Annotated in this window: 18 protein-coding genes; 9 read left to right on the top strand and 9 right to left on the bottom strand. The window is 49.1% G+C overall.

The genetic code is table 11. The features are described from left to right. Positions 1 to 96: 96 nt before the first annotated feature. Both mltF and NH568_RS07135 read left to right on the top strand, forming a co-directional pair. The gene (mltF, locus tag NH568_RS07140; RefSeq protein WP_253046057.1) at positions 97 to 1,485 is read left to right on the top strand and encodes a membrane-bound lytic murein transglycosylase MltF; all 1,389 of its coding nucleotides are present in this window, start codon (positions 97 to 99) and stop codon (positions 1,483 to 1,485) included. Between the two features lie 281 nt (positions 1,486 to 1,766). Then, positions 1,767 to 1,931 (top strand): hypothetical protein, encoded by a 165-nt coding sequence (locus NH568_RS07135; RefSeq protein WP_171045292.1) that lies wholly within the window; start codon positions 1,767 to 1,769, stop codon positions 1,929 to 1,931. Here NH568_RS07135 and tadA read toward each other — a convergent pair. After that, entirely contained in the window at positions 1,922 to 2,443 is a 522-nt protein-coding gene (tadA, locus tag NH568_RS07130; protein ID WP_253046056.1) for a tRNA adenosine(34) deaminase TadA, read from the bottom strand. The two genes, NH568_RS07135 and tadA, sit on opposite strands and share 10 nt — an antisense overlap. A gap of 170 nt (positions 2,444 to 2,613) precedes the next feature. On the opposite strand from tadA, the gene NH568_RS07125 reads away from it, so the two are divergent. Continuing rightward, positions 2,614 to 3,918: an inosine/guanosine kinase gene (locus NH568_RS07125; protein ID WP_253046055.1), complete on the top strand. Its 1,305-nt coding sequence runs from the start codon at positions 2,614 to 2,616 to the stop codon at positions 3,916 to 3,918. Positions 3,919 to 3,969: 51 nt separating this feature from the next. Here NH568_RS07125 and glsB read toward each other — a convergent pair whose 3' ends face one another. Beyond that, a complete protein-coding gene (gene glsB, locus NH568_RS07120; protein WP_253046054.1) occupies positions 3,970 to 4,899 on the bottom strand; it encodes a glutaminase B in 930 nt (309 codons plus the stop codon). Positions 4,900 to 5,015: 116 nt separating this feature from the next. Beyond that, positions 5,016 to 5,579: a phosphoribosyltransferase family protein gene (locus NH568_RS07115; protein ID WP_054014546.1), complete on the bottom strand. Its 564-nt coding sequence runs from the start codon at positions 5,577 to 5,579 to the stop codon at positions 5,016 to 5,018. Between the two features lie 238 nt (positions 5,580 to 5,817). On the opposite strand from NH568_RS07115, the gene NH568_RS07110 reads away from it, so the two are divergent. Together NH568_RS07110 and NH568_RS07105 are read left to right on the top strand one after the other, a co-directional pair. Then, positions 5,818 to 6,363, top strand: a complete 546-nt coding sequence (locus NH568_RS07110) for a DinB family protein (RefSeq protein ID WP_253046053.1) — start codon at positions 5,818 to 5,820, stop codon at positions 6,361 to 6,363. Between the two features lie 17 nt (positions 6,364 to 6,380). Next, positions 6,381 to 6,707 carry a hypothetical protein gene (locus NH568_RS07105; RefSeq protein ID WP_253046052.1) on the top strand — a complete coding sequence of 109 codons (327 nt, stop codon included), beginning with the start codon at positions 6,381 to 6,383 and terminating at the stop codon, positions 6,705 to 6,707. 198 nt (positions 6,708 to 6,905) lie between these two features. On the opposite strand, the gene NH568_RS07100 is transcribed toward NH568_RS07105, so the two are convergent. Further along, complete coding sequence (locus NH568_RS07100) at positions 6,906 to 8,411, bottom strand: hemolysin (protein ID WP_253046051.1); 1,506 nt, start codon at positions 8,409 to 8,411, stop codon at positions 6,906 to 6,908. Positions 8,412 to 8,724: 313 nt separating this feature from the next. Here NH568_RS07100 and NH568_RS07095 point away from each other — a divergent pair, with 313 nt between their 5' ends. Further along, complete coding sequence (locus NH568_RS07095; protein ID WP_253046050.1) at positions 8,725 to 8,985, top strand: hypothetical protein; 261 nt, start codon at positions 8,725 to 8,727, stop codon at positions 8,983 to 8,985. Between the two features lie 66 nt (positions 8,986 to 9,051). Here NH568_RS07095 and NH568_RS07090 read toward each other — a convergent pair whose 3' ends face one another. Continuing rightward, positions 9,052 to 10,167, bottom strand: a complete 1,116-nt coding sequence (locus tag NH568_RS07090) for an FAD-dependent monooxygenase (protein ID WP_253046049.1) — start codon at positions 10,165 to 10,167, stop codon at positions 9,052 to 9,054. A 101-nt stretch (positions 10,168 to 10,268) separates the two neighbouring features. Here NH568_RS07090 and NH568_RS07085 point away from each other — a divergent pair, with 101 nt between their 5' ends. Then, the gene (locus tag NH568_RS07085) at positions 10,269 to 11,150 is read left to right on the top strand and encodes a LysR family transcriptional regulator (RefSeq protein WP_253046048.1); all 882 of its coding nucleotides are present in this window, start codon (positions 10,269 to 10,271) and stop codon (positions 11,148 to 11,150) included. A gap of 85 nt (positions 11,151 to 11,235) precedes the next feature. On the opposite strand, the gene NH568_RS07080 is transcribed toward NH568_RS07085, so the two are convergent. Then, complete coding sequence (locus tag NH568_RS07080) at positions 11,236 to 12,708, bottom strand: alpha/beta hydrolase (protein ID WP_253046047.1); 1,473 nt, start codon at positions 12,706 to 12,708, stop codon at positions 11,236 to 11,238. A 386-nt stretch (positions 12,709 to 13,094) separates the two neighbouring features. Between NH568_RS07080 and NH568_RS07075 the strand changes: the two genes are divergently transcribed. Both NH568_RS07075 and NH568_RS07070 read left to right on the top strand, forming a co-directional pair. Continuing rightward, a complete protein-coding gene (locus NH568_RS07075; protein WP_054014534.1) occupies positions 13,095 to 13,274 on the top strand; it encodes a hypothetical protein in 180 nt (59 codons plus the stop codon). A gap of 46 nt (positions 13,275 to 13,320) precedes the next feature. After that, positions 13,321 to 14,658 (top strand): radical SAM protein, encoded by a 1,338-nt coding sequence (locus NH568_RS07070; RefSeq protein ID WP_253046046.1) that lies wholly within the window; start codon positions 13,321 to 13,323, stop codon positions 14,656 to 14,658. Positions 14,659 to 14,796: 138 nt separating this feature from the next. Here NH568_RS07070 and NH568_RS07065 read toward each other — a convergent pair whose 3' ends face one another. The 3 genes from NH568_RS07065 to parE all read right to left on the bottom strand — a co-directional run bounded on the left by NH568_RS07065 (position 14,797) and on the right by parE (position 20,040). Next, entirely contained in the window at positions 14,797 to 15,369 is a 573-nt protein-coding gene (locus NH568_RS07065; protein ID WP_253046045.1) for a hypothetical protein, read from the bottom strand. Positions 15,370 to 15,734: 365 nt separating this feature from the next. Next, positions 15,735 to 18,041, bottom strand: coding sequence for a DNA topoisomerase IV subunit A (gene parC, locus NH568_RS07060; protein WP_253046044.1), 2,307 nt, complete (start codon positions 18,039 to 18,041; stop codon positions 15,735 to 15,737). A 109-nt stretch (positions 18,042 to 18,150) separates the two neighbouring features. After that, complete coding sequence (gene parE / locus NH568_RS07055; RefSeq protein WP_138550469.1) at positions 18,151 to 20,040, bottom strand: DNA topoisomerase IV subunit B; 1,890 nt, start codon at positions 20,038 to 20,040, stop codon at positions 18,151 to 18,153. Between the last annotated feature and the right edge of the window lies 1 nt (position 20,041).

Raw genomic sequence — 20,041 nt, 5'->3', positions numbered from 1 at the left:
GCAATTATCGAAAAAAAGCCCCTTCACAAAAGCGCCGTTAATTGCGAGCATGGACCCTCTGCCACCCTCTTTTAACCAAGGAGCCAAAAGTCACTTATGCGTTTGCTTTCCTCTGTGCTGATACTGTGCTGTTTGTTGTTATTGAGCAGCTGCGAAAAAATACCTGCCACTCAGTTACAACGGATCAAAACGCAGGAAGTGATCCGCATTGGCACTTTGGTTGGGCCCGCCACCTTTTATCAGGGCATTGGCGGTGAACAGGGGTTTGAATACGAGCTGGCAGAGCAGTTTGCTGATGAACTGGGCGTTGAGTTACAGATGGTGCCTTTTTTCAGTCTGAAAAAGCTGTTTGAGCGCCTGCAAAGCGGCGATCTGGACATTGCTGCTGCCGGGCTCAGTTATCATCCGCAGCGTGCTGCCCATTTTCGTTTTGGCCCCAGCTATCGGGAGATCAGCCAAAAATTAGTCTTTAAACAAGGGAATACCCGACCACGTAACTTTGCTCAGTTGAGCGGCCCCGTCACCGTTTTGGCTGACAGTCACCATGTTATCTCTTTACAAACTGCGCAGCAGCAATATCCCGAGCTGAGCTGGCAGAGCGTCGATGACCGGGACCAGGAAGAATTACTGCAAGGGATCATTGATGGTGACGTTCAGTATACCGTTGTCGATTCGCACTCCCTGGCACTGTTTCGGCGCTATCACCCCAATGTCAGTATTGCCTTTTCAGTCACTCAGGCCGATCCGGTTGCCTGGGTGCTGCGTCGTGATAAAGACGACTCATTATTCGCGTTACTGCCACCGTTTTTTGCCAAGATGCAACACTCTGCACAGCTGGCGGCACTCGAAGAAAAGTACTTTGGTCATGTCAAACGCTTTAATTATGTCAACACCCTGGCTTTTGTCGAAGCGAGTAAAGCCACGCTGCCCAAATATCAGGACTGGTTTATCCAATATGCAGAGCAACACCAGCTCGACTGGCGCTTACTGGCCGCATTGAGTTATCAGGAATCCATGTGGAACCCCAGAGCCAAGTCTCCCACAGGCGTGCGTGGGATCATGATGCTGACCCAACGTACCGCTAAACAGGTGGGCGTAACTCATAGGCTGAAACCCGAACAAAACATACGCGGCGGGGCCCGCTATCTGCGTAAGCTCATCAACCGTATCCCCAAACAGGTCAGTGCACCAGACAGAACCTGGTTCGCACTGGCTGCGTATAACGTCGGGTGGGGTCATGTGAATGATGCACGTAAGCTGACCGAAGGCCAGGGCGCAGACCCGATGAGCTGGGCCGAGGTGAAAAAACGACTACCACTGCTCACCAAAAAGCGCTACTATCGAAAGACAAAATATGGATATGCGCGCGGCGATGTGGCAGTAACTTATGTGGATAATATTCGCCGGTACTACGACGCCCTGATCTGGTTAGATGACAATGGGGCCCTTCAAGTCAATAAAGACTCAGAGCAACCAACCAACTGATCTGCCAGGCACGGTGTTATACCAATTTGCTTAATTAAGTGTTCTATTTTGAGGCGAGAAAATAGGGTCGATAACAAGGCAAAAATTTTGCTATTTAGTTGTTCTAAATAAGAAATTTTTAACGCCGTTAGCGCCATATTTGCTCCGTCAAATTGAACAGGTATTAAGTGAAATTGGTATTAAGTATCCGGTATTATATCCTGACTCTGTCATTAAGCTGACATACTATTATGCTATAGCTGTCGCGCGTAGTTGTTCTCTCACTCAAAATGGAGGTTACGATGCTAAGAAGACGTCGTACTCATCAATTTAAGCGTAACACGCGCAACACGAATCCAAATCGTCGCCGTATTATGCTCCGCAACATTCATCGTAAAATTTTACTGCGTCGCCGTATCTATGCATTAATCCAGATAGCGGCAGACGAAAGAGCGGCTCAACCCTGAGCCGCTTTGTCGTTTAAGTCGGCCTGTCTGGCCTTTTTCTGTGCTTTTATCTCTTTACGACGGCGTCGAAAGAACGCCGATAACTTATCACCGCATTGCTCTGCTAATACCCCTGACGTAACCTCAACCTGATGATTGAGTTTGGGTTCCTGCAATAAGTTCATAATCGATCCCGCAGCACCCGTTTTCGCATCCGGTGCGCCAAACACCACCCGCTTAATACGACTATGCACCAGCAAGCCGGCACACATAGGGCAAGGCTCTAATGTCACATAAAGGGTGCAATCCACCAGCCGATAATTTTCAATACGCTGCCCGGCGTCTCTGATCGCCATCATCTCGGCATGGGCGGAAGGATCATGGCAGCAAATCGAGCGGTTCCAGCCTGCCCCAACCAGCGCACCATCTTTCACCACTACGGCGCCAACCGGGATCTCATTTTCCTGCTCGGCCTTGTCGGCATACTCCAGTGCCCGCTGCATCCAATAAAGATCTTGCTGTTGTTCGTCCACCTGTGTGCTCCTGGGTACAAAATGAGAGATATTCTAGCGTATTGTCGCGAACTGCGCACTGTGACAGTTATATTGCTAAAATTAGCAAATTGCCATGGCTCATTGACATCAAATTAAGCTATAATTCGCCGCTTTTTTTATTTGACGAGCTCAACACACACGGGTAAAACATGAAATTTCCGGGCCGCAGAAGACATAAACATTATTTTCCAGTCGAAGATAAAGACCCTATAATTAACCAGTTACACGTCGTCGACCGACTTAAACGCAACTACATTTGTGGTATAGACCAGATCGTAGTAGACATCGAAGCTAAGGTTGATCAGGCCTTCCTTGATGAGTTTGGGCTGCAACGCGGTATGTCTCAAGTGATAGACAATGATGTCACCAACGCGCTCTATGACCGCCTGAAACGTGATGACATGATTGACTATGAATTTGCTGGCGGCACCATAGGGAACACGATGCACAACTACTCCGTGCTGGCGGATAGCCGTTCGGTATTGTTGGGCGTTATGAGCGAAAACATTCAAATAGGCAGCTATGCCTACAAGTTTTTGTGTAACACTTCCAGCCGCGTCGATCTCGATTACCTGCAACCAGTGCCCGGTCCTATCGGCCGTTGCTTTACCCTGATTGACGACAGTGGCGAACGTACTTTCGCGATCAGTGCCGGTATGATGAATCATCTCAAGCCAGAGTCCATTGACAAGTCTTTGATTGAGAATGCCTCAGCTTTAGTGATCAGTGCCTACCTGATGCGCACCTCTGGCGAAGAAACCATGACCCAGGCGACCATGCAGGCTGTGAAGTACGCGAACGATGCAGGTGTGCCTGTCGTACTCACGCTCGGCACTAAGTTTCTGATCGAACAAGACCCCGCCTGGTGGGCTGAGTTTGTTGAAAAACACGTCGATATTCTTGCCATGAACGAGGAAGAAGGCGAAGCCATCACCGGCTTTGACGATCCACTGCTGGCCGCCGATAAAGCACTGGACTGGGTAGATTTAGTGATCTGTACGGCCGGACCAAAAGGCCTGTTTATGGCCGGTTACGTCGATGATGAGAAGAAACGCGAAACCGAATACCCGCTATTGCCTGGTGCCATTCCTGAATTCAATCAGTATGAATTCTCACGGGCAATGCGTCGCAGCGCTTGCGAAAAGCCAATTAAAGCTTACAGCCACACCGCCCCTTACATGGGTGGTCCAGACACCATCAAAAACACCAATGGTGCAGGGGATTGCGCACTGGCTGCGGTATTGCATGACCTGTCAGCCAATGTGTACCACAAGATCAACGTACCCAATTCGGCTAAGCATGAGCAGCATGCCATCACCTACTCTTCTCTGGCGCAGATCAGCAAATATGCTAACCGAGCCAGCTACGAAGTATTAGTACAGCATTCGCCACGCTTGTCACGCGGTCTGCCTGAACGTGAAGACTCACTGGAACAGACGTACTGGGACCAGTAAATAATAAAAAATGGGAGCCACGGCTCCCATTTTTTATGTCTCTGCACTCGGTTAAAACAACGCGGTACCCAGTTTTTCAGCCAGCTTCTCAAGCGCAGCAATCCCAGCCACGGAATTCCCCACTTTATCTAGTCCAGGTGACCACACCGCCACTGTAAACCGCTCAGGCGCGACCGCAATAATGGTACCCGATACCCCGGATTTACCCGGCATACCAACCCGATATGCAAAGTCTCCGGCGGCATCATATAACCCACTGGTAAACAAAAGAGAATTGAGCTGTTGAGTCTGACGTGTGCTCAACACCCGCTGACCACTTTGCTGACACACACCACCGGTTGAAAGGTAAGAAAACGCGCGGGCTAACTCACATACATTCAGTTCAATGGCGCAAAAGTTAAAATACGACCACAGTACCTCTTCAACCTGGTTGTCAAAATTGCCAAATGACTTCATCAAATACGCCATGGCAGCATTGCGATAGCGGTGATCATACTCTGACTGTGCCACCACCTTGTTGATCCCCACTTTAGGATTGGCGGTATGGCTGCGGTAGCTCTCAAGCATAGTATGGATTGGCGCACTCAGACGGCTGAATAACGCATCACAGGTAACAATGGCACCGGCATTGATAAAAGGGTTACGGGGAATACCATTTTCAAACTCAAGCTGAGTCAATGAGTTAAATGCCGTGCCCGACGGCTCTTTACCTACCCGCTGCCAAAGTTCATCGCCATAACGCTGCAAGGCGAGCGTCAGAGTCATCACCTTGGAGACAGACTGAATGGTAAAGCGGCTATCGCAGTGACCTGCACTATAAGTCTGCCCGTCGGCGGTGTGCAAGGCGATGGCAAATTGTCCCAGTGGTTGCTCAGCCAAAGCGGGAATATAATCGGCCACTTTTCCCTGATGGGACAAGGGCTGCACTTGCTGTGCAACCTGCTGCAAAATGGCCTGATAATCGGGCGTAGCTGTAGTCATAGAGAGCAAATATCATATCAAAAAGCACAATAGCGCGAGTGTAACAGATCTGCGCCCACAAAAAAGCCGCACGGGCGTTTGCCGGTACGGCTTTTTAGCGAACTAGTCGACCCGATTTACTTAGTAAATAAGTCTTTGATATTGGCCAAGTCTGATTTTCCGGCGATCAGCTCATCTGGTGTTAGCCCTGACAGCTCATGGGGGAAGACCAACCATTCATCCGACTCATGGATAAAATAATCCGGCGTCATAGGGACTTTTTTATTTGTCGGCTTGTAGTACGGACAAGCAACACGAATATCTTTTGGCAGGTTCAGGCGCATCAGCTCTTCGAGCTTTTCACGTAACGCATAAATACTGCGACCAGAATCAAATACATCGTCCACAATTAGCAACGAATCGCCGGCATTTGCGTTCTCGATAATGTAGTGCAAACCGTGCACTTTGATCTCTTTCGACTGCTTGCCAATACCATAATAAGACGAGGTACGCACAGCAATGTGATCTGTTTCTATGCCTTTGTAATCGTAATACTCCTGAACCGCAATACCGATAGGCGCGCCGCCACGCCAAATACCGATAATAAAGTCGGGACGAAAGCCGTCTTCATAAACCTGAGCCGCCAGTCGAAATGAATCTTCAAGTAATTGTTGCGCCGTGATATAGCACTTGTCAGACATACAAACCCCGTGTCATTGAGCAAAGAACACCGCGCAAACCTGTGTTTTACGTGCCACTACAGACACCACAGCAATCAGCACGGCTGAGAATAACGTATAACCGAGTATTTTAGCTGAGTCGAAAAAAAATTGCTTGCGCTAGCGCAGTTTTTTTACAGGATGATGAATCTGAATAAGGCTTGTGTTATCAGCTCACAGTGGTTTATAACTCTGCTCAGGTATTCTGAAGGAAACAGCTATGAACCAACTTACTCAGTTCGGATTACTCGCCGACTACAACCAGTGGATGAATCAAAGAGTCTATCAGGCAGCGGCACGTCTGAGCGAAGGGGCATTAAAACAGGACCTGGGTGCCTTTTTTGGCTCGGTACTGGGCACCTTAAACCATCTTGTGGTGGCTGACACTATCTGGCTAAAGCGCTTTGCTTCGAACGCTGCCTGCTCCAGAGCTCTGCAACCCATGTTGGAACAACCAGACCCCGCCAGTCTGGACCAGTGCCTTTTTCAAGACCTGACTAGCCTGACTACACATCGTCAGTGGCTCGACAAACACATTTTATGTTTTATTAGTGAACTACAAGAATCCGAATTAGACACCCCCCTGACCTACCGAAATACCAAAGGCGTTGTTTTCAGCAAGCCTCTGAGTAGCGTGCTTGTGCACTTTTTTAATCATCAGACTCATCACAGGGGGCAAGTTTCTACTCTCTTTTCTCAACTGGATGAAGATATAGGTGATACAGATCTATTGCTGCTCATTGGCAATGTCGACATCCAGATATAGCAGCTCGTATAATACCAATGTCTCTTTGGGCACACATTCAACATTACCCATTTGAGCAGTTCAGTCTTATCCCTGCAGAACTTATCACTGAAGCAGAAGATTTGACCCCACAACCTGAGCTCTGTGCAATAAAATACAGTAATGCCTGGCTGGAGAAAATGATTGAGGCCCATCTCAACAGCATGTTTGGTATGGGAGAGTATGCCAATCAACAGTATGCGAAATCTCTGGAGGTCCTGCGCACAAACACTCATATCGTTGCCCCTGAGCCGATCAAAATATACGACAATACTGCGCTCTCGGTTGCGAACCAGATGCGACGCTGGTCTGCAGTTCATATATAGAGTGAACTAAACAGCCTGCAAGATAAGAAGCCTATGACGCTATGGTATGCCATCAAAGGCTTTTTACAAGGCAATGACACAGAGGTATAACGTGAGCAATCGCCAGGGCATTTGGGCCAGGAATATCACGCTTTTATACAAGGCGAATAACCGACCCTCACAAACGAGTCAGGACTGCCTGAGGCAGTCCCGGACTTATTAGTCACAGCCTTTTTGAATACTGGACGTCCAGACCTTCAACACAAAGTCGTTGTAATCGCGGTCATTTTGATCTTCCCAGAATTGCTTATCACCATATACACGGTAGTTGGAAGTCAACTGATTTGGGTTGCCATTGATTGACAACACATAGTCGTAACTGGCGCCGTCAATCACATCATAGCTGCCCGCACCACCGTACTCATCCAGCAACTTAACGTAACTGCCATTAACCCTGATCCCCCAGTCGTTGTTATAACCTGCACTTTCACTGACAAACTGATAATGAATGCGCGTGTAGTCATCTGGTACACAGGCTGGATCATTATCTTCAATTGTGCCGCTCAATGTGGCTGTACCACTGGTATTTGTCGCGCCATCAAGCTGTAAAGTGAGTGTCTCACTGGCTTCGTGCGTTGCATCATCAAGGGTCGGGATTTCTATGGTCGCGCTCGTTTGTCCGGCGCCAAGGGTGATACTGGAAACCGGCGCCGTATAGTCATCCGCGGACGTCGTGCCATCCAGGACGCTGACATCAAGTACCACATCCTGATAGTAAGGGTGACTCAGGGTAACCTGATATTGCAGCAGCCCACCTTCAGGCACAGTATCTGTGAGCGGCGCCAGCGTAAAGGTCGGTTCAGGATCTGTCTCACAGCTTGGTGTTGTATAACAGGCAACAGGCTGATCCGTATTCACCGCCAAATCATTAAGCCTGACCGGCACGGTAGCAAGCAAGCACGTATTACCTGATTGTGGATTAAGCTTATAGAGCTTAGAACGGTTAACGTGACCATAGTCGTTGATCAACGTGCGGCTGACCACTATGTCACCGGCCTGATTCAACGCAGCCCCGGTTGCCGCAGTCAGGCTGTGATTTGCCAGCTTGGTTGCCTGGAAGGTGGTTTTATCTATCTGATAAACACTGCGACTGGTGATCAGGTACCAGTTGCCATTTTGGATCACCAGATCGCCGCGAAACTTACCTTTGAGCGAGCCCAGTGCACCCAGCTCTGTCGCCTCACCCGTATTTTTGTTAATCTCATAGAGTTTTTTAAAATCGGTACCAAGCAGCGCATCGCGCTCAGGATCATAGACCATACTCAATACCTGAGAGCTCCTGCCAACCACAGTATGGGTGTCAGTTGCAAAGTCATAGTAGGCCAGGCGCAGATATTTAAAGCGTTTACCTTCAATCGGTAAGTGTGTTAATTGCTCAGCACTGAGGTTCAGATGACTCACGTCAACCTGATATTCAAAAGGCCTCGGGGCGGAGAGATAGTACATTCGCTTGCTGGTGTCATCGTAGGCCAGTGCAGATGCACTAAATTCTGCCAGGGTCTGAGCAAACGCACTGTTATTTTGCTCATTCAGACCAAATAAGATCCCCACATCGCCACGCCCTGCATTAATGCCATATAGCTGACCGGTACAGGTATTTGCGAAGCTCACGGAAGAAACGGAAGACGCCACCAGGGCAATCAAAGAAAGTGATGTTTTTAGCATGGTAATAAACTCGTTCGGTTCATCCAAATTCAGGCTAATACAACACAAAGTAATGACACATCCACGTCCATTGTACGATGCGATTTCCTATTCCATTAGGATGAGTGCTTCCATTATTATCTTTGCAATCTGACGATATGATGCGCTGAGCAACACAAAAAATCAACAATAAAATACGAAAAATGGATTAACTTACACTTAAAAACATGCAAAATTAAAATTTTTTAAATAATCTCAATGTAATACAAGCTGCTTGATTTTTCGCCGCCACGTCCCTATCTCGTATCCTATCTGACTTAAAGGAACAAAGACTATGGACACCGACGGTTTCACCCTATTTGACCTGCTCATGCGAGTGGCGCTGCTCTTCACACTGGTTGTAACCTGCCTCTGGTGCCTGGTTAGGATCGTCAGGTGGGCCAAAGGCATGCCCAAAGCCGCCTACCTGGTTATGGCGATTTTTCCATTACTCTCTTTGTTTCCCATCCCACCACCCGTGTTCAAAAATGTCGCCAAAGCAAAGCAGGAACAACGCAAGCGCAAAGAAGATCAGGGAGATCCACCCGACTGCTAGCGGTTACTGCAACAATAAAACCGTAACCAACACGCTATTTCATCAACAGCAATATCCACGGCTTTTTTAGGATTCTAACCCCTGCATCCACAGTTGATTCAGCTTTGCCACGGAAAGTGGCGAGCGCTCTGTTGGGCTATCATGATGTGCAAAGAAAATCTGCCTGGCCAGTTGCCGGCCACTGTGCTGTGCAGCCGTTGCCTTGGCAATACGCCGCTCATAAAATGTACTCAGCAAAACTGATGGGTCATCATATTTTGATATCAGTCCAGCCAGGTGCCAGGCATCTTCCAGTGCCTGACAGGCCCCCTGCCCCGAGGTCGGCAATGATGCATGAGCCGCATCACCAATGAGTACAACATTATCTCTGTGCCAATATGGCAGTGTATCCAAATCATGCACGAAAATACGCTGTATCGCGTCAGTATCAGCCGCTTTGAGCACTGACCGAACAGGCTCAGCCCAAGAACTAAAACGCTGATTTAACTCATGATACAAGGATTTTCCAGGTCGGTTTTTCTCAATTACTGAACGCCAGGCACCAGCCCAGAAACATAAGTTCTTTTTTACCGGTACAATGCCAAAACGTTCGCCCGGACGACGAAAATCACAAATGCTATTGTTCAGCGTCCCTGGCTCAGCCTTACTTATGCCAATAACATTTACCACGCCCTGATACACTGGCTGAACATGTTGAGGATACAAGTACTGGCGTACCGCCGAATTCATCCTGCCATCCGCTCCAACAACCAGGTCATACTCTTTCCTAAGCCCGTCAATTTCCTCGTGAGAAATGGTCGTATTAAACCGGATCACGCCCCCCAAGGCTGTTAACGCGTCAGCCAATAAGCGGATCAAATCACGACGCAGTATGGTCACCGTTAGATAGCCACTTAATTTGTTTAACTGCTTAACACTCAGCGCGCTGATCTCAGTGCCCCGATGGTCATACTGACATAGTGAATCAGGTAAGCCGCCAGCCTGAACGATTTGCTGAGTCAGGCCCATTTGCTCCAATACAAATAATGCATTTGGCCACAAGGTGACACCAGCCCCCATCGCAGCTGGTGCCTGCGTACGCTCGTATAAAACAACCTGATGCCCTTGTTTTCTGACCAGCAGTGCCAATGCCATGCCAGCGATACCTGCGCCGATAATCGCGATTCGACGTTTTTCTTGCATGCTTTTCTCCATTCATTGATGTCTTCATGAAGTGTTACAAAGCAACCAAATGGGATAAACATGCTAGTATGACTTTATTAATCCCATTTAATGAGAGAATTATGATAGAGCGAAGCGATCTTCAGTGGCTGCTAAGCTTTCTGGCTGTATATGAGCAACTGAGTTTTAAACGCGCAGCACAACAACGCCAGTTACCCACATCTAATGTAAGCCGGCATGTCGCTTTGCTGGAGCAACACCTGAATATCCGCTTACTGGAGCGCACAACCCGTAAAATGCGCCCCACTGCTGCTGGTACCCGGCTTTATCAGACACTCAAGCCACTGACTCTGGCGATGAATGATGCACTGGTCGAAGTGTCACAGCAAAGCAGTCAGCTGTCGGGACACCTTAAAATTGTTATCCCGGATCTGCCCATTCTGGCAGAGCTCATTACGCACTTTTGCCAGCTGCATCCAGATATACAACTCAGCTGTGACACGCAACTCAATCCAACGGAAGGGGTGCTCGAAGGCTTTGACATGATAGTGCGCTTTGACCGCGGCACACTGGAAGACTCGGGCTGGGTGGCTAAAACACTGCTCCACTTTCCAAGTTGCGTTGTCGCCTCCCCGGAATTAATTACTTCCCGGGGTTTGCCTGACTCCCTTGATATGCTCAGCAAAATGCCCTGCATATCCAGTTTCACTGTACTTCAGGGGGCACCTTGGCGCTTTAAGGGCAATAAGACCCTGCACCTGCCATCACGTTACAAGGTAAACAGTGGCCATATGGCTAAAGCGGCTGCTCTTAAAGGGCTGGGATTTGCCATCTTGCCCGAGCATGCCTGCGAGGCAGAAATCGCAGCGGGCACACTGGTCAAAATCCCGTTAGACCATGAGCCTGAAGATCTTATTCTCTATGCATTTTATTCGGGCAGAAAGTACCCGCAGAAAAAAGTAACCGCACTGCTATCACATATAAAGCAGGGCCTGACTATGTAGTACTCGGCTGAAATATAAGCGTTGCGTGCCTGTCGTCGTTATCAGACAAGCCCGCAACACTCTATGAATGGTAATTTGCGCCTGGTTATTTCAGCCAGTTCACCATATTTTCCATCAGTGCTTTGGTGGCAACACTCCCTTCCTCACCGCCAACATCACATAAACCTAACCCGCAGCCATCAAAGTGATGCCCCGCATTTTCCAGCAGGTGTAGCTCACTTCCGCTTCGACACTGGATTTGCGCATACTGCTGATTAAAATTAAGCGTGTTAACCTGGGCGGGCCCATCGCTAATATCGCCTGAAAGTGCGTTACAAAGCCTCAGCGATTGACTGGGAGAAACGATGATATCCGCCATCCCGTGACTGATAAACATATCAGGGGCGATGTCAGGATATTGCTCTATGTATTCCAACAGGCTGTTATTCACTATCAGTGGCTCATTGCCACTGAGCTCTTGCCAATCCGATTTGCCGGACAAAATCGCAAGCATATTTTTGATATAGCTGTGTGGATAGCTGCCATCTTGCAATTCCTTCAGCTGATGAGCAAAATCTGCTACCGGGAACATAGGCGCAATTTTGTTGATTAAAAATGGAAACTGCTGCGACAGCCATACCGCCATATGCCCGCCGGCAGACTGCCCCAGTAAACGAATAGATTTGAAGCTGTGTGTGTACTTGTAGTTATTAAACAATACCCACAAATAAGCATCTCTTATGTCGTTTTTGCTATCCTCAATCGACACATTATTACACGCAGGCCCTGCCTCTTTATCCTGAGCCAGACGATAAAAAGGCATATATACAACGAAGCCAGCCTCGGTCAGCTGGGCAATTTGCGCCTCCATCAAGCGTGCCGTTTTCAGCCTTGCTAACCACCCACCACCGTGGATGAGCATGACGGGAGTTGCGCTATGATGATCCATGTTTTTATAAACACGCATTTCAAGATGACACATGCCTTGTTCATTGTGCACTCTTTTATAAGTGCTGCGTTGCAGCAGTGGGATCTCACTAAAAGACTGAGGACGAGTTGTAACAGGTAATGTGGCACTGTAGCCAGGCATCCAGGCATCACTGGTAGAGTTTAAATCAGCCGTACTGCCATATTTTTCCGCTTTGTGGTCAAATTCACGCACACAAAAATCTACATCCGTTTCAGTTTTATAGTCGATATCGATTCGACATTGGCTGTCACTGTAGTAGCGCCCCTGCTCCGTCACTTCATCCTGAACCAGAAGGCAGCGTCCATCTTGGTAGTGAAAAAGTTCAGGTAATAAATCCGGACCGGGTTTTGTCGCAATTGCGGCATAACAATAGCTCGCGCTCTCCAGTATATCGACCAACTCCGGAGATTGATTTAAAAGCACCTCTCTCAACTCCCGGTCATGGTGCTGAAAATAGCCCATAGCAGCATTTAAAGGCGCATCTCCATCGGTATAATCGCCTGAAAGATATTGTTGCAACAACGCCTGGGGGTCAGGCAACGCCGCGGCGTTCACTGATGATGTGGCTGCCAGAGCAGCCAGTCCTAATATATGCGGTAGATGTTTCATAATAGTTCCTTGTCTGATCACCGCCAGCTATGACGTCCTGCACAATAAAATATTTACTCTATTTTCTTTGAGTACAATCGCATCACTTGCCTGACCATCAATGCGGTTAACCGGCCACACCTTCGGCTCCGCTCCTCCACAATATCCACTTATCAAACCTTATTGAGTTCAATCCCGCTTATAACAAAATGACCTAAGCATATGTTTTTAAAGTTTATTTTTATTATTCACTGGTTTTGACAGCCTTCAGGAGAACTCGCATGATTGATGGCGTACCGATTAGAACTGGCTTGCACATCTAATTCGGTGCATCAGTAGCTCAGTTATCGCTACTGACAGGTCAACAGACCATATGATTGATAAATAACTCATTACAAGGAAATACCATGAAAACAACTAAACAAAACGTAAAGGCAGTCATCGAAGCAGAAGAGCTACTAGCAAAAATTGAAGGTGGCTCAAAGCTGAGCAACAACTATATGAGCAAAGGCATGGCACATGACGTGATGTGTGCAGATGCAGTTGGTCCGGGTGTACAAATCTACGGATGTAGCCTGGCTGACTAATAGCCTGCTTAGTAATACGCACAATATCAAACGATTAGGGGCCAGTATGACTGATTTAACAAACAGATCTGATATTCGAATAAATGCTGCATACAGACAAACTTATGCAGTCTGGGAAATTACATTGAAATGCAATCTCGCCTGCAACCACTGTGGTTCGAGAGCTGGCGATGCAAGGGTTGATGAATTATCCACCAGTGAAGCACTGGATTTAGTCGCGCAGATGGCAGATCTGGGTATTAAAGAAGTCACCCTAATCGGGGGCGAGGCATTTATGCGCCCCGACTGGCTACAAATTGCAGCAGAGATCACCAAAAAAGGCATGAAGGCAACCATGACAACGGGTGGCTACGGGATTTCTCTCGGTACAGCCAAACGGATGAAGGAAGCAGGGATTGCGGCGGTCTCTTTATCAATTGACGGGATGGAGCGCAGCCATGACTTACTCAGAGGCAAACAAGGCGCCTGGCAAAAGTGTTTTGAAACCATTGCCCATCTGCGTGAAGCGGGGATCCCGGTTGGCTGTAACTCACAGGTAAATCGCGAGTCCATTGCCGAACTCCCTTCCCTGTACGAAGAGTTGCTTAAAGCAGGTATTTCCGCGTGGCAATTGGCCCTCACGGTCCCTATGGGAAATGCCGTCGAAAACTCGCATATCTTACTACAGCCTTATGAACTCCTGGATGTGTTCCCGTTGCTCGCCTACCTGTCCAAACGGGGTAACAGCGAAGGTATACGCGTTCACATGGGTAATAACATTGGCTATTTTGGGCCTTATGAGCGATTACTGAAAGAGCCCATTGCATCCGAGGCAAAGTGGGCCTTCACCCGTGGCTGTAGCGCAGGTCAAAATGCAATAGGCATTGAAGCCGATGGCAGTATCAAGGGCTGTCCATCACTACCAAGCGATCAATATACAGGTGGTAATATTCGCGACCGTAAGCTGCAGGACATTTACCAGAATAGTCCCGAGCTGCGCATCAACGACATCACCACACCCGAAGATGCCACCCGCCACCTGTGGGGCGAATGCAGCAGCTGTGAATTTGCCTCTGTATGCCGTGCAGGCTGTCACTGGACCGCTCATGTGTTTTTTGGCAAGCGCGGTAATAACCCCTATTGTCATCACAGAGCACTGAAAAAAGCAGCTAAGAATCAAAGAGAAAGGTTCTATGTTAAACAAGCTGCTCCTGGCAAGCCGTTCGACCATGGGGTCTTTGCGATACACGACGAGCTGTGTATTGTGAACGAAGATTCAGATCAGTTCCGCATTGATAACATGGCGATCCCTGCTCGCTGGCAAGAAGACGGACTGGATCTGCTCGCCCTTATTCGTGAAGAAAAAGCCAGTGCCATTGAGAGTTATCGGTCATTGGTTAACTAAAACTCACGCCATGGCATACAGGCGGCCTCTGACTAAAAGCAGGCCGCTCTGTCAGTTTCTGCAATTTGACACTCGGCAGAGACACACTCGTACACCTCGGTAATCACCGGCTTGATGTGTATATTGCTATTTGTAGCCTCAGTTTCCACCAGTACAATTCTCAACAAACCTGGACGAAAACGACAATTTACCATCCGTAGTTTGCCAATAAGGCTGTAGCAAATAATAAGGTGATGGCACTGCAACCACCTTGTTCTGCTGGGTGTCCTCAAACTGAATTTGGATATACCAATAGGTTCCCATTGTGCCATACGTATCCCTGAATAAGCCGACTATCTTAAATCGGCTGCCTTTGGGAACACTTGCAACATACTCGCTGTCTCTCAGGCCTGCAGTGCCTGACCACCGCTCTATCCTTGCATTCCATCTAGCTGGATTGGCATGCAATTCTTCTAATGTGTTAGGAACATGTCGGCCTTGCTCACTACGATTGGATTGTGCACCAAAAGCCTGAATACCAAAACACTCCTTGGTTTCCCCTTTACAGTAATTCATAGTGTACAAAAAACTATCTTGGGAAAGTTGATAGCACTGACTGCTAAATTGCGCATAACGCGTATCATTCGCCAAATTAGGGCTTGCTGAGCACCCCATCAAATAGTATGACAAACTTATCAGTGCTACTTTGCCACTTCTGCACACTTTCATCATAGCGCTCCTTTCTTATAATTGTCGTCGAATGGGTAACATGCAAAGCCCAAGAAACCGCAACTCTTGCCCGATTGGTCAACCACCTCAGACCAGGGGTTCAAATACCCGCCCAAGAGAAAGTCATTCATTGGGTCTCCACTACCCAAACGCGTGGTTTTCATATTGCCCCCAACCGCAATATTGCCAATATGGTAGCGAATTTAACTCTGCAGAGTCCGCATAACCTCTTAAATGAAAAAACAGCCACTGTATAATCCTGGGCACGTGAAGAGGAGACCTCTGTCTGGTGATGAGTTTGATGTTCATGAGTACAGAGTGAAGAAAAGCAAGTGGACATCATGCATGCACAATGTCCACTCGATATATTAAGACTCGCTCGATGGCTGTTCGCTGTCGTCTGCTTCAGCGATGTCATTGCCATTGTGCTCAATCTCAAAGCCATCGACCCGTTGCAGGCCTCTGGGCAGCTTGTTACCACGACGACCGCGTTCACCATAGTAGTGTTCCAGATCACCAGGCTTAAGTGTGAGTTTACGCTTGCCGGCATGTAGTGTTACAGCACAACCATCGGGTATTGCTGCAAGCACTTTTACAAACTCCTCGCGGGCCTGCACTTTAGCACTCGGGATAGAGATGATCTTGTTACCCTTACCTTTGGCCAGTTTAGGCAGATCGCGCAGTGGGAAGATCAGCATCCGGCCTTCGTTAGAAATGGCCATACACCGGTCGGTCGCCACATCACCCACTGTGATGGGTGCCATCAGCTCAGCCCCTTTCGGGATGCTAACCAGCGCCTTACCGTTTTTGTTTTTACTGACCAGGTCGTTAAACTCAACAATAAAGCCGTAGCCGCCATCGGTGGCCATCAGGTAAAGCGACTGCTCTTCGCCCATGACCACATGCTCAAAGTTGGTGCCTGCTGCCAGGTTAAAGCGTCCGGTCATGGGCTCCCCCTGACTACGTGCCGATGGCAGACTATGCGCATCGGTGGCAAATGCCCGGCCAGAGCTGTCGAGGAACACCGCGGGTTGGTTGCTGCGGCCTTTGGCCGATGCCTTGTAGCTGTCTCCGGCGCGGTAATTGAGCCCTTCGGCGTCAATGTCATGGCCTTTGGCAACCCGGGCCCAGCCCTTTTCAGACAGCACCACAGTAACCGATTCCGATGGAATAAGGTCTTTCTCGCTCAGGGCTTTGGCCTCAAGGCGCTCTACTACAGGTGAGCGACGCTCATCACCGTGTAATTCGGCGGCTTCGCGAATTTCTTTTTTCAGCAGCGTCGACATTCTGCGCTCTGAGCCCAGCGTTTGCTCCAGCTTGTCACGCTCAGCGCTCAGCTCATCCTGCTCGCCGCGGATCTTCATTTCTTCAAGCTTCGCCAGGTGGCGCAGTTTTAAGTCTAAGATGGCTTCGGCTTGTTTGTCCGACAGTCCAAAGCGGCTCATCAGCTCTTCTTTGGGCTTGTCTTCGGTGCGGATGATTTCAATGACTTCGTCGATATTCAAAAAGGCAATCATTAAACCTTCGAGAATATGCAAACGCGCCAGCACCTTATCGAGGCGATACTGCAAACGACGACGCACAGTTTCGCGGCGGAAAATCAGCCACTCGGCCAGAATAGAACGTAAGTCTTTAACCTGAGGACGACCGTCCAGGCCAATCATATTGAGGTTAACCCGATAGTTCTTTTCCAGATCTGTGGTGGCAAACAAGTGGGCCATCAGTGGCTCAACTTTCACCCGGTTAGAGCGCGGTACCACCACGATGCGGGTTGGGTTTTCATGATCCGATTCATCACGCAAGTCAGCGACCATAGGCAGCTTTTTCGCCGTCATCTGCGCCGCAATTTGTTCCAGCACCTTGGCACCGGATACCTGATGAGGCAGAGCGGTGATCACCACTTCACCCTGATCTTCTTCATACACCGCACGCATTTTAATAGAGCCGCGTCCGGTGGTGTAAATCTTCTGGATCTCTGCTTTCGGTGTGATGATCTCGGCTTCAGTTGGATAGTCCGGCGCCTGCACCATCTCCAGCACTTCTTCAAGTGTGGTTTTCGGCTTGTCCAGCAAAGTACAGCAGGCTTCAGCCAGCTCGCGCACGTTATGCGGTGGAATGTCTGTGGCCATACCTACGGCAATACCGGTCACACCATTAAGCAGAATATGTGGCAGTCGTGCCGGTAGTACCATTGGCTCATTCATGGTGCCGTCAAAGTTCGGGATCCAGTCAACCGTGCCCTGGCCCAACTCTTTTAGCAACACTTCTGAAAACTTAGACAAACGCGCTTCGGTATAACGCATTGCTGCAAATGACTTAGGGTCGTCAGCTGCCCCCCAGTTACCCTGACCATCGATCAACGGATAGCGATAGGAGAATGGTTGCGCCATCAGCACCATGGCTTCGTAACAGGCACTGTCGCCGTGCGGGTGGTATTTACCCAGCACGTCACCCACAGTACGGGCAGACTTTTTATATTTGGCTGCGGCCGACAGGCCCAGCTCGCTCATGGCATACACAATACGCCGTTGTACTGGCTTGAGACCGTCACCAATGTGTGGCAGGGCCCGGTCCATGATCACATACATGGAGTAATTGAGATAGGCGTCTTCTGTGAAGCGGCCCATCGCCAGTTGTTCAATCCCCTGTAACGACAGGGTTTGCGGATCTGTCATGATACACCTTATTGTTTGTTGTACCGCACACGAGTTATCGCGTTGGCGTAATCATCCGAATTTAATACTTGGTGGCACGCTTCATCGGCGCAGCACCATGGCAGCCAGCTTACACTTCTGCCTTATCACCATGTTGTTCCAGCCAGGTCTTTCTGTCGCCGGCACGCTTCTTAGCCAATAGCATATCCATCACTTCCAGCGTTTCTTCTGGTTCATCCAGGGTCAGTTGCACCAGACGACGGGTATTGGGATCCATGGTGGTTTCACGCAGCTGCATCGGGTTCATTTCACCCAATCCTTTAAAGCGCTGTACGTTTACTTTGCCGCGCTTTTTCTCAGCTTCAATGCGGTCTAATATGCCGCGCTTTTCATCTTCATCCAGCGCGTAAAACACTTCTTTGCCCACGTCAATTCGGAACAAAGGAGGCATTGCCACATACACATGACCACGACGCACCAACTCAGGAAAGTGTTTAACGAACAAGGCGCACAACAAAGTCGCAATGTGCAGTCCGTCGGAGTCAGCATCGGCCAGAATACACACTTTACCGTAGCGCAGCGCTGACAAGTCTTCAGAGTCCGGATCGATCCCCAGCGCCACAGAGATATCGTGGACTTCCTGCGAGGCCAAAATCTGCCCGGAATCCACTTCCCAGGTATTCAGAATCTTACCACGCAGCGGCATGATGGCCTGAAACTCGCGGTCACGCGCCTGTTTGGCAGAGCCCCCCGCGGAATCACCTTCCACCAGGAACAGCTCGGAACGTTCGGTTTCTGAACCTGAGCAATCGGTTAGCTTACCTGGTAATGCCGGGCCACTGGTGACCTTTTTACGCACCACTTTCTTGGCCGCTCGCATACGTTTCTGGGCATTGCTGATACACAGCTCAGCCAATGCTTCGGCGGTGTCGGTGTGCTCATTCAGCCACAGACTGAAAGCATCTTTGACAATCCCAGAAACAAAGGTGGCGCAAGAACGCGATGACAGTTTTTCTTTGGTCTGACCGGCAAATTGCGGATCCTGCATTTTCACCGACAACACATAACTACACTTGTCCCAGACATCATCGGGGGTCAGCTTCACGCCACGTGGCAACAGGTTACGGAATTCACAAAATTCACGCATGGCTTCCAGCAGACCCTGACGCAGGCCATTGACATGCGTACCACCCTGCGCGGTGGGAATGAGGTTTACATAGCTTTCGGTTATCGACTCGCCACCCTCTGGCAGCCAATGCAATGCCCAGTCAACGCCTTCTGTAGAGCCACTGAAACTACCCACAAACGGGCTTTTCGGCAGTGTTTCATAGCCTTTCGCACTGTCTTTTAAGTAATCTTCCAGACCTGATTCATAACACCATTCCTGCGTTTCTTTGGTTTGCTTGTTGATAAAGCGAATACGTAGACCCGGGCACAGCACGGCTTTTGCTTTGAGCAGATAGTTGAGCTTGCTGAGCGAGAAGTTGGCGGAATCAAAATAACTGGGATCTGGCCAGAATTGCACTGAAGTACCAGTATTGCGTTTACCAACTGTGCCAGTCACTTCTAAGTCTTCGACTTTGTCGCCATGTTCGAATGCCATCTGATATACCTGGGCATCCCGCTTAACCGTGATTTCAACCCGGGTTGATAAGGCGTTGACCACAGAGATCCCCACCCCGTGCAGACCACCGGAAAATTGATAGTTCTTATTTGAGAATTTGCCACCAGCGTGCAGTTTGGTCAGGATCAGCTCTACGCCGGGGATCCCCTCTTCGGGGTGAATATCAACCGGCATGCCACGCCCGTCGTCAATCACCTGGAGCGAATTGTCTTCATGCAGGATCACATCGATCTTGCTGGCATGGCCAGCCAGGGCTTCATCGACACTGTTGTCTATTACTTCCTGACCCAAGTGATTGGGTCGTGTGGTGTCGGTATACATGCCAGGCCGGCGTTTCACCGGCTCCAGGCCATTCAACACCTCAATGGCTTCGGCATTATAATTCTGCTGACTCATA

The sequence above is a fragment of the Pseudoalteromonas sp. XMcav2-N genome (assembly GCF_024124545.1).
GTDB lineage: Bacteria > Pseudomonadota > Gammaproteobacteria > Enterobacterales > Alteromonadaceae > Pseudoalteromonas.
The sequence above is the reverse complement of the archived record's forward strand: the minus strand, read 5'-3'. Positions and strand labels throughout refer to the sequence as shown.

Excerpts from the sequence above, each read along its gene's own strand:
- NH568_RS07065 (WP_253046045.1), bottom strand. The coding sequence starts at position 15,369 with ATGATGAAAGTGTGCAGAAGTGGCAAAGTAGCACTGATAAGTTTGTCA.
- mltF (WP_253046057.1), top strand. The coding sequence starts at position 97 with ATGCGTTTGCTTTCCTCTGTGCTGATACTGTGCTGTTTGTTGTTATTG.
- NH568_RS07070 (WP_253046046.1), top strand. The coding sequence starts at position 13,321 with ATGACTGATTTAACAAACAGATCTGATATTCGAATAAATGCTGCATAC.
- NH568_RS07090 (WP_253046049.1), bottom strand. The coding sequence starts at position 10,167 with ATGCAAGAAAAACGTCGAATCGCGATTATCGGCGCAGGTATCGCTGGC.
- NH568_RS07100 (WP_253046051.1), bottom strand. The coding sequence starts at position 8,411 with ATGCTAAAAACATCACTTTCTTTGATTGCCCTGGTGGCGTCTTCCGTT.
- NH568_RS07125 (WP_253046055.1), top strand. The coding sequence starts at position 2,614 with ATGAAATTTCCGGGCCGCAGAAGACATAAACATTATTTTCCAGTCGAA.
- parE (WP_138550469.1), bottom strand. The coding sequence starts at position 20,040 with ATGAGTCAGCAGAATTATAATGCCGAAGCCATTGAGGTGTTGAATGGC.
- NH568_RS07115 (WP_054014546.1), bottom strand. The coding sequence starts at position 5,579 with ATGTCTGACAAGTGCTATATCACGGCGCAACAATTACTTGAAGATTCA.
- glsB (WP_253046054.1), bottom strand. The coding sequence starts at position 4,899 with ATGACTACAGCTACGCCCGATTATCAGGCCATTTTGCAGCAGGTTGCA.
- NH568_RS07135 (WP_171045292.1), top strand. The coding sequence starts at position 1,767 with ATGCTAAGAAGACGTCGTACTCATCAATTTAAGCGTAACACGCGCAAC.
- NH568_RS07075 (WP_054014534.1), top strand. The coding sequence starts at position 13,095 with ATGAAAACAACTAAACAAAACGTAAAGGCAGTCATCGAAGCAGAAGAG.
- NH568_RS07085 (WP_253046048.1), top strand. The coding sequence starts at position 10,269 with ATGATAGAGCGAAGCGATCTTCAGTGGCTGCTAAGCTTTCTGGCTGTA.
- NH568_RS07080 (WP_253046047.1), bottom strand. The coding sequence starts at position 12,708 with ATGAAACATCTACCGCATATATTAGGACTGGCTGCTCTGGCAGCCACA.
- parC (WP_253046044.1), bottom strand. The coding sequence starts at position 18,041 with ATGACAGATCCGCAAACCCTGTCGTTACAGGGGATTGAACAACTGGCG.
- NH568_RS07105 (WP_253046052.1), top strand. The coding sequence starts at position 6,381 with ATGTCTCTTTGGGCACACATTCAACATTACCCATTTGAGCAGTTCAGT.
- NH568_RS07095 (WP_253046050.1), top strand. The coding sequence starts at position 8,725 with ATGGACACCGACGGTTTCACCCTATTTGACCTGCTCATGCGAGTGGCG.
- NH568_RS07110 (WP_253046053.1), top strand. The coding sequence starts at position 5,818 with ATGAACCAACTTACTCAGTTCGGATTACTCGCCGACTACAACCAGTGG.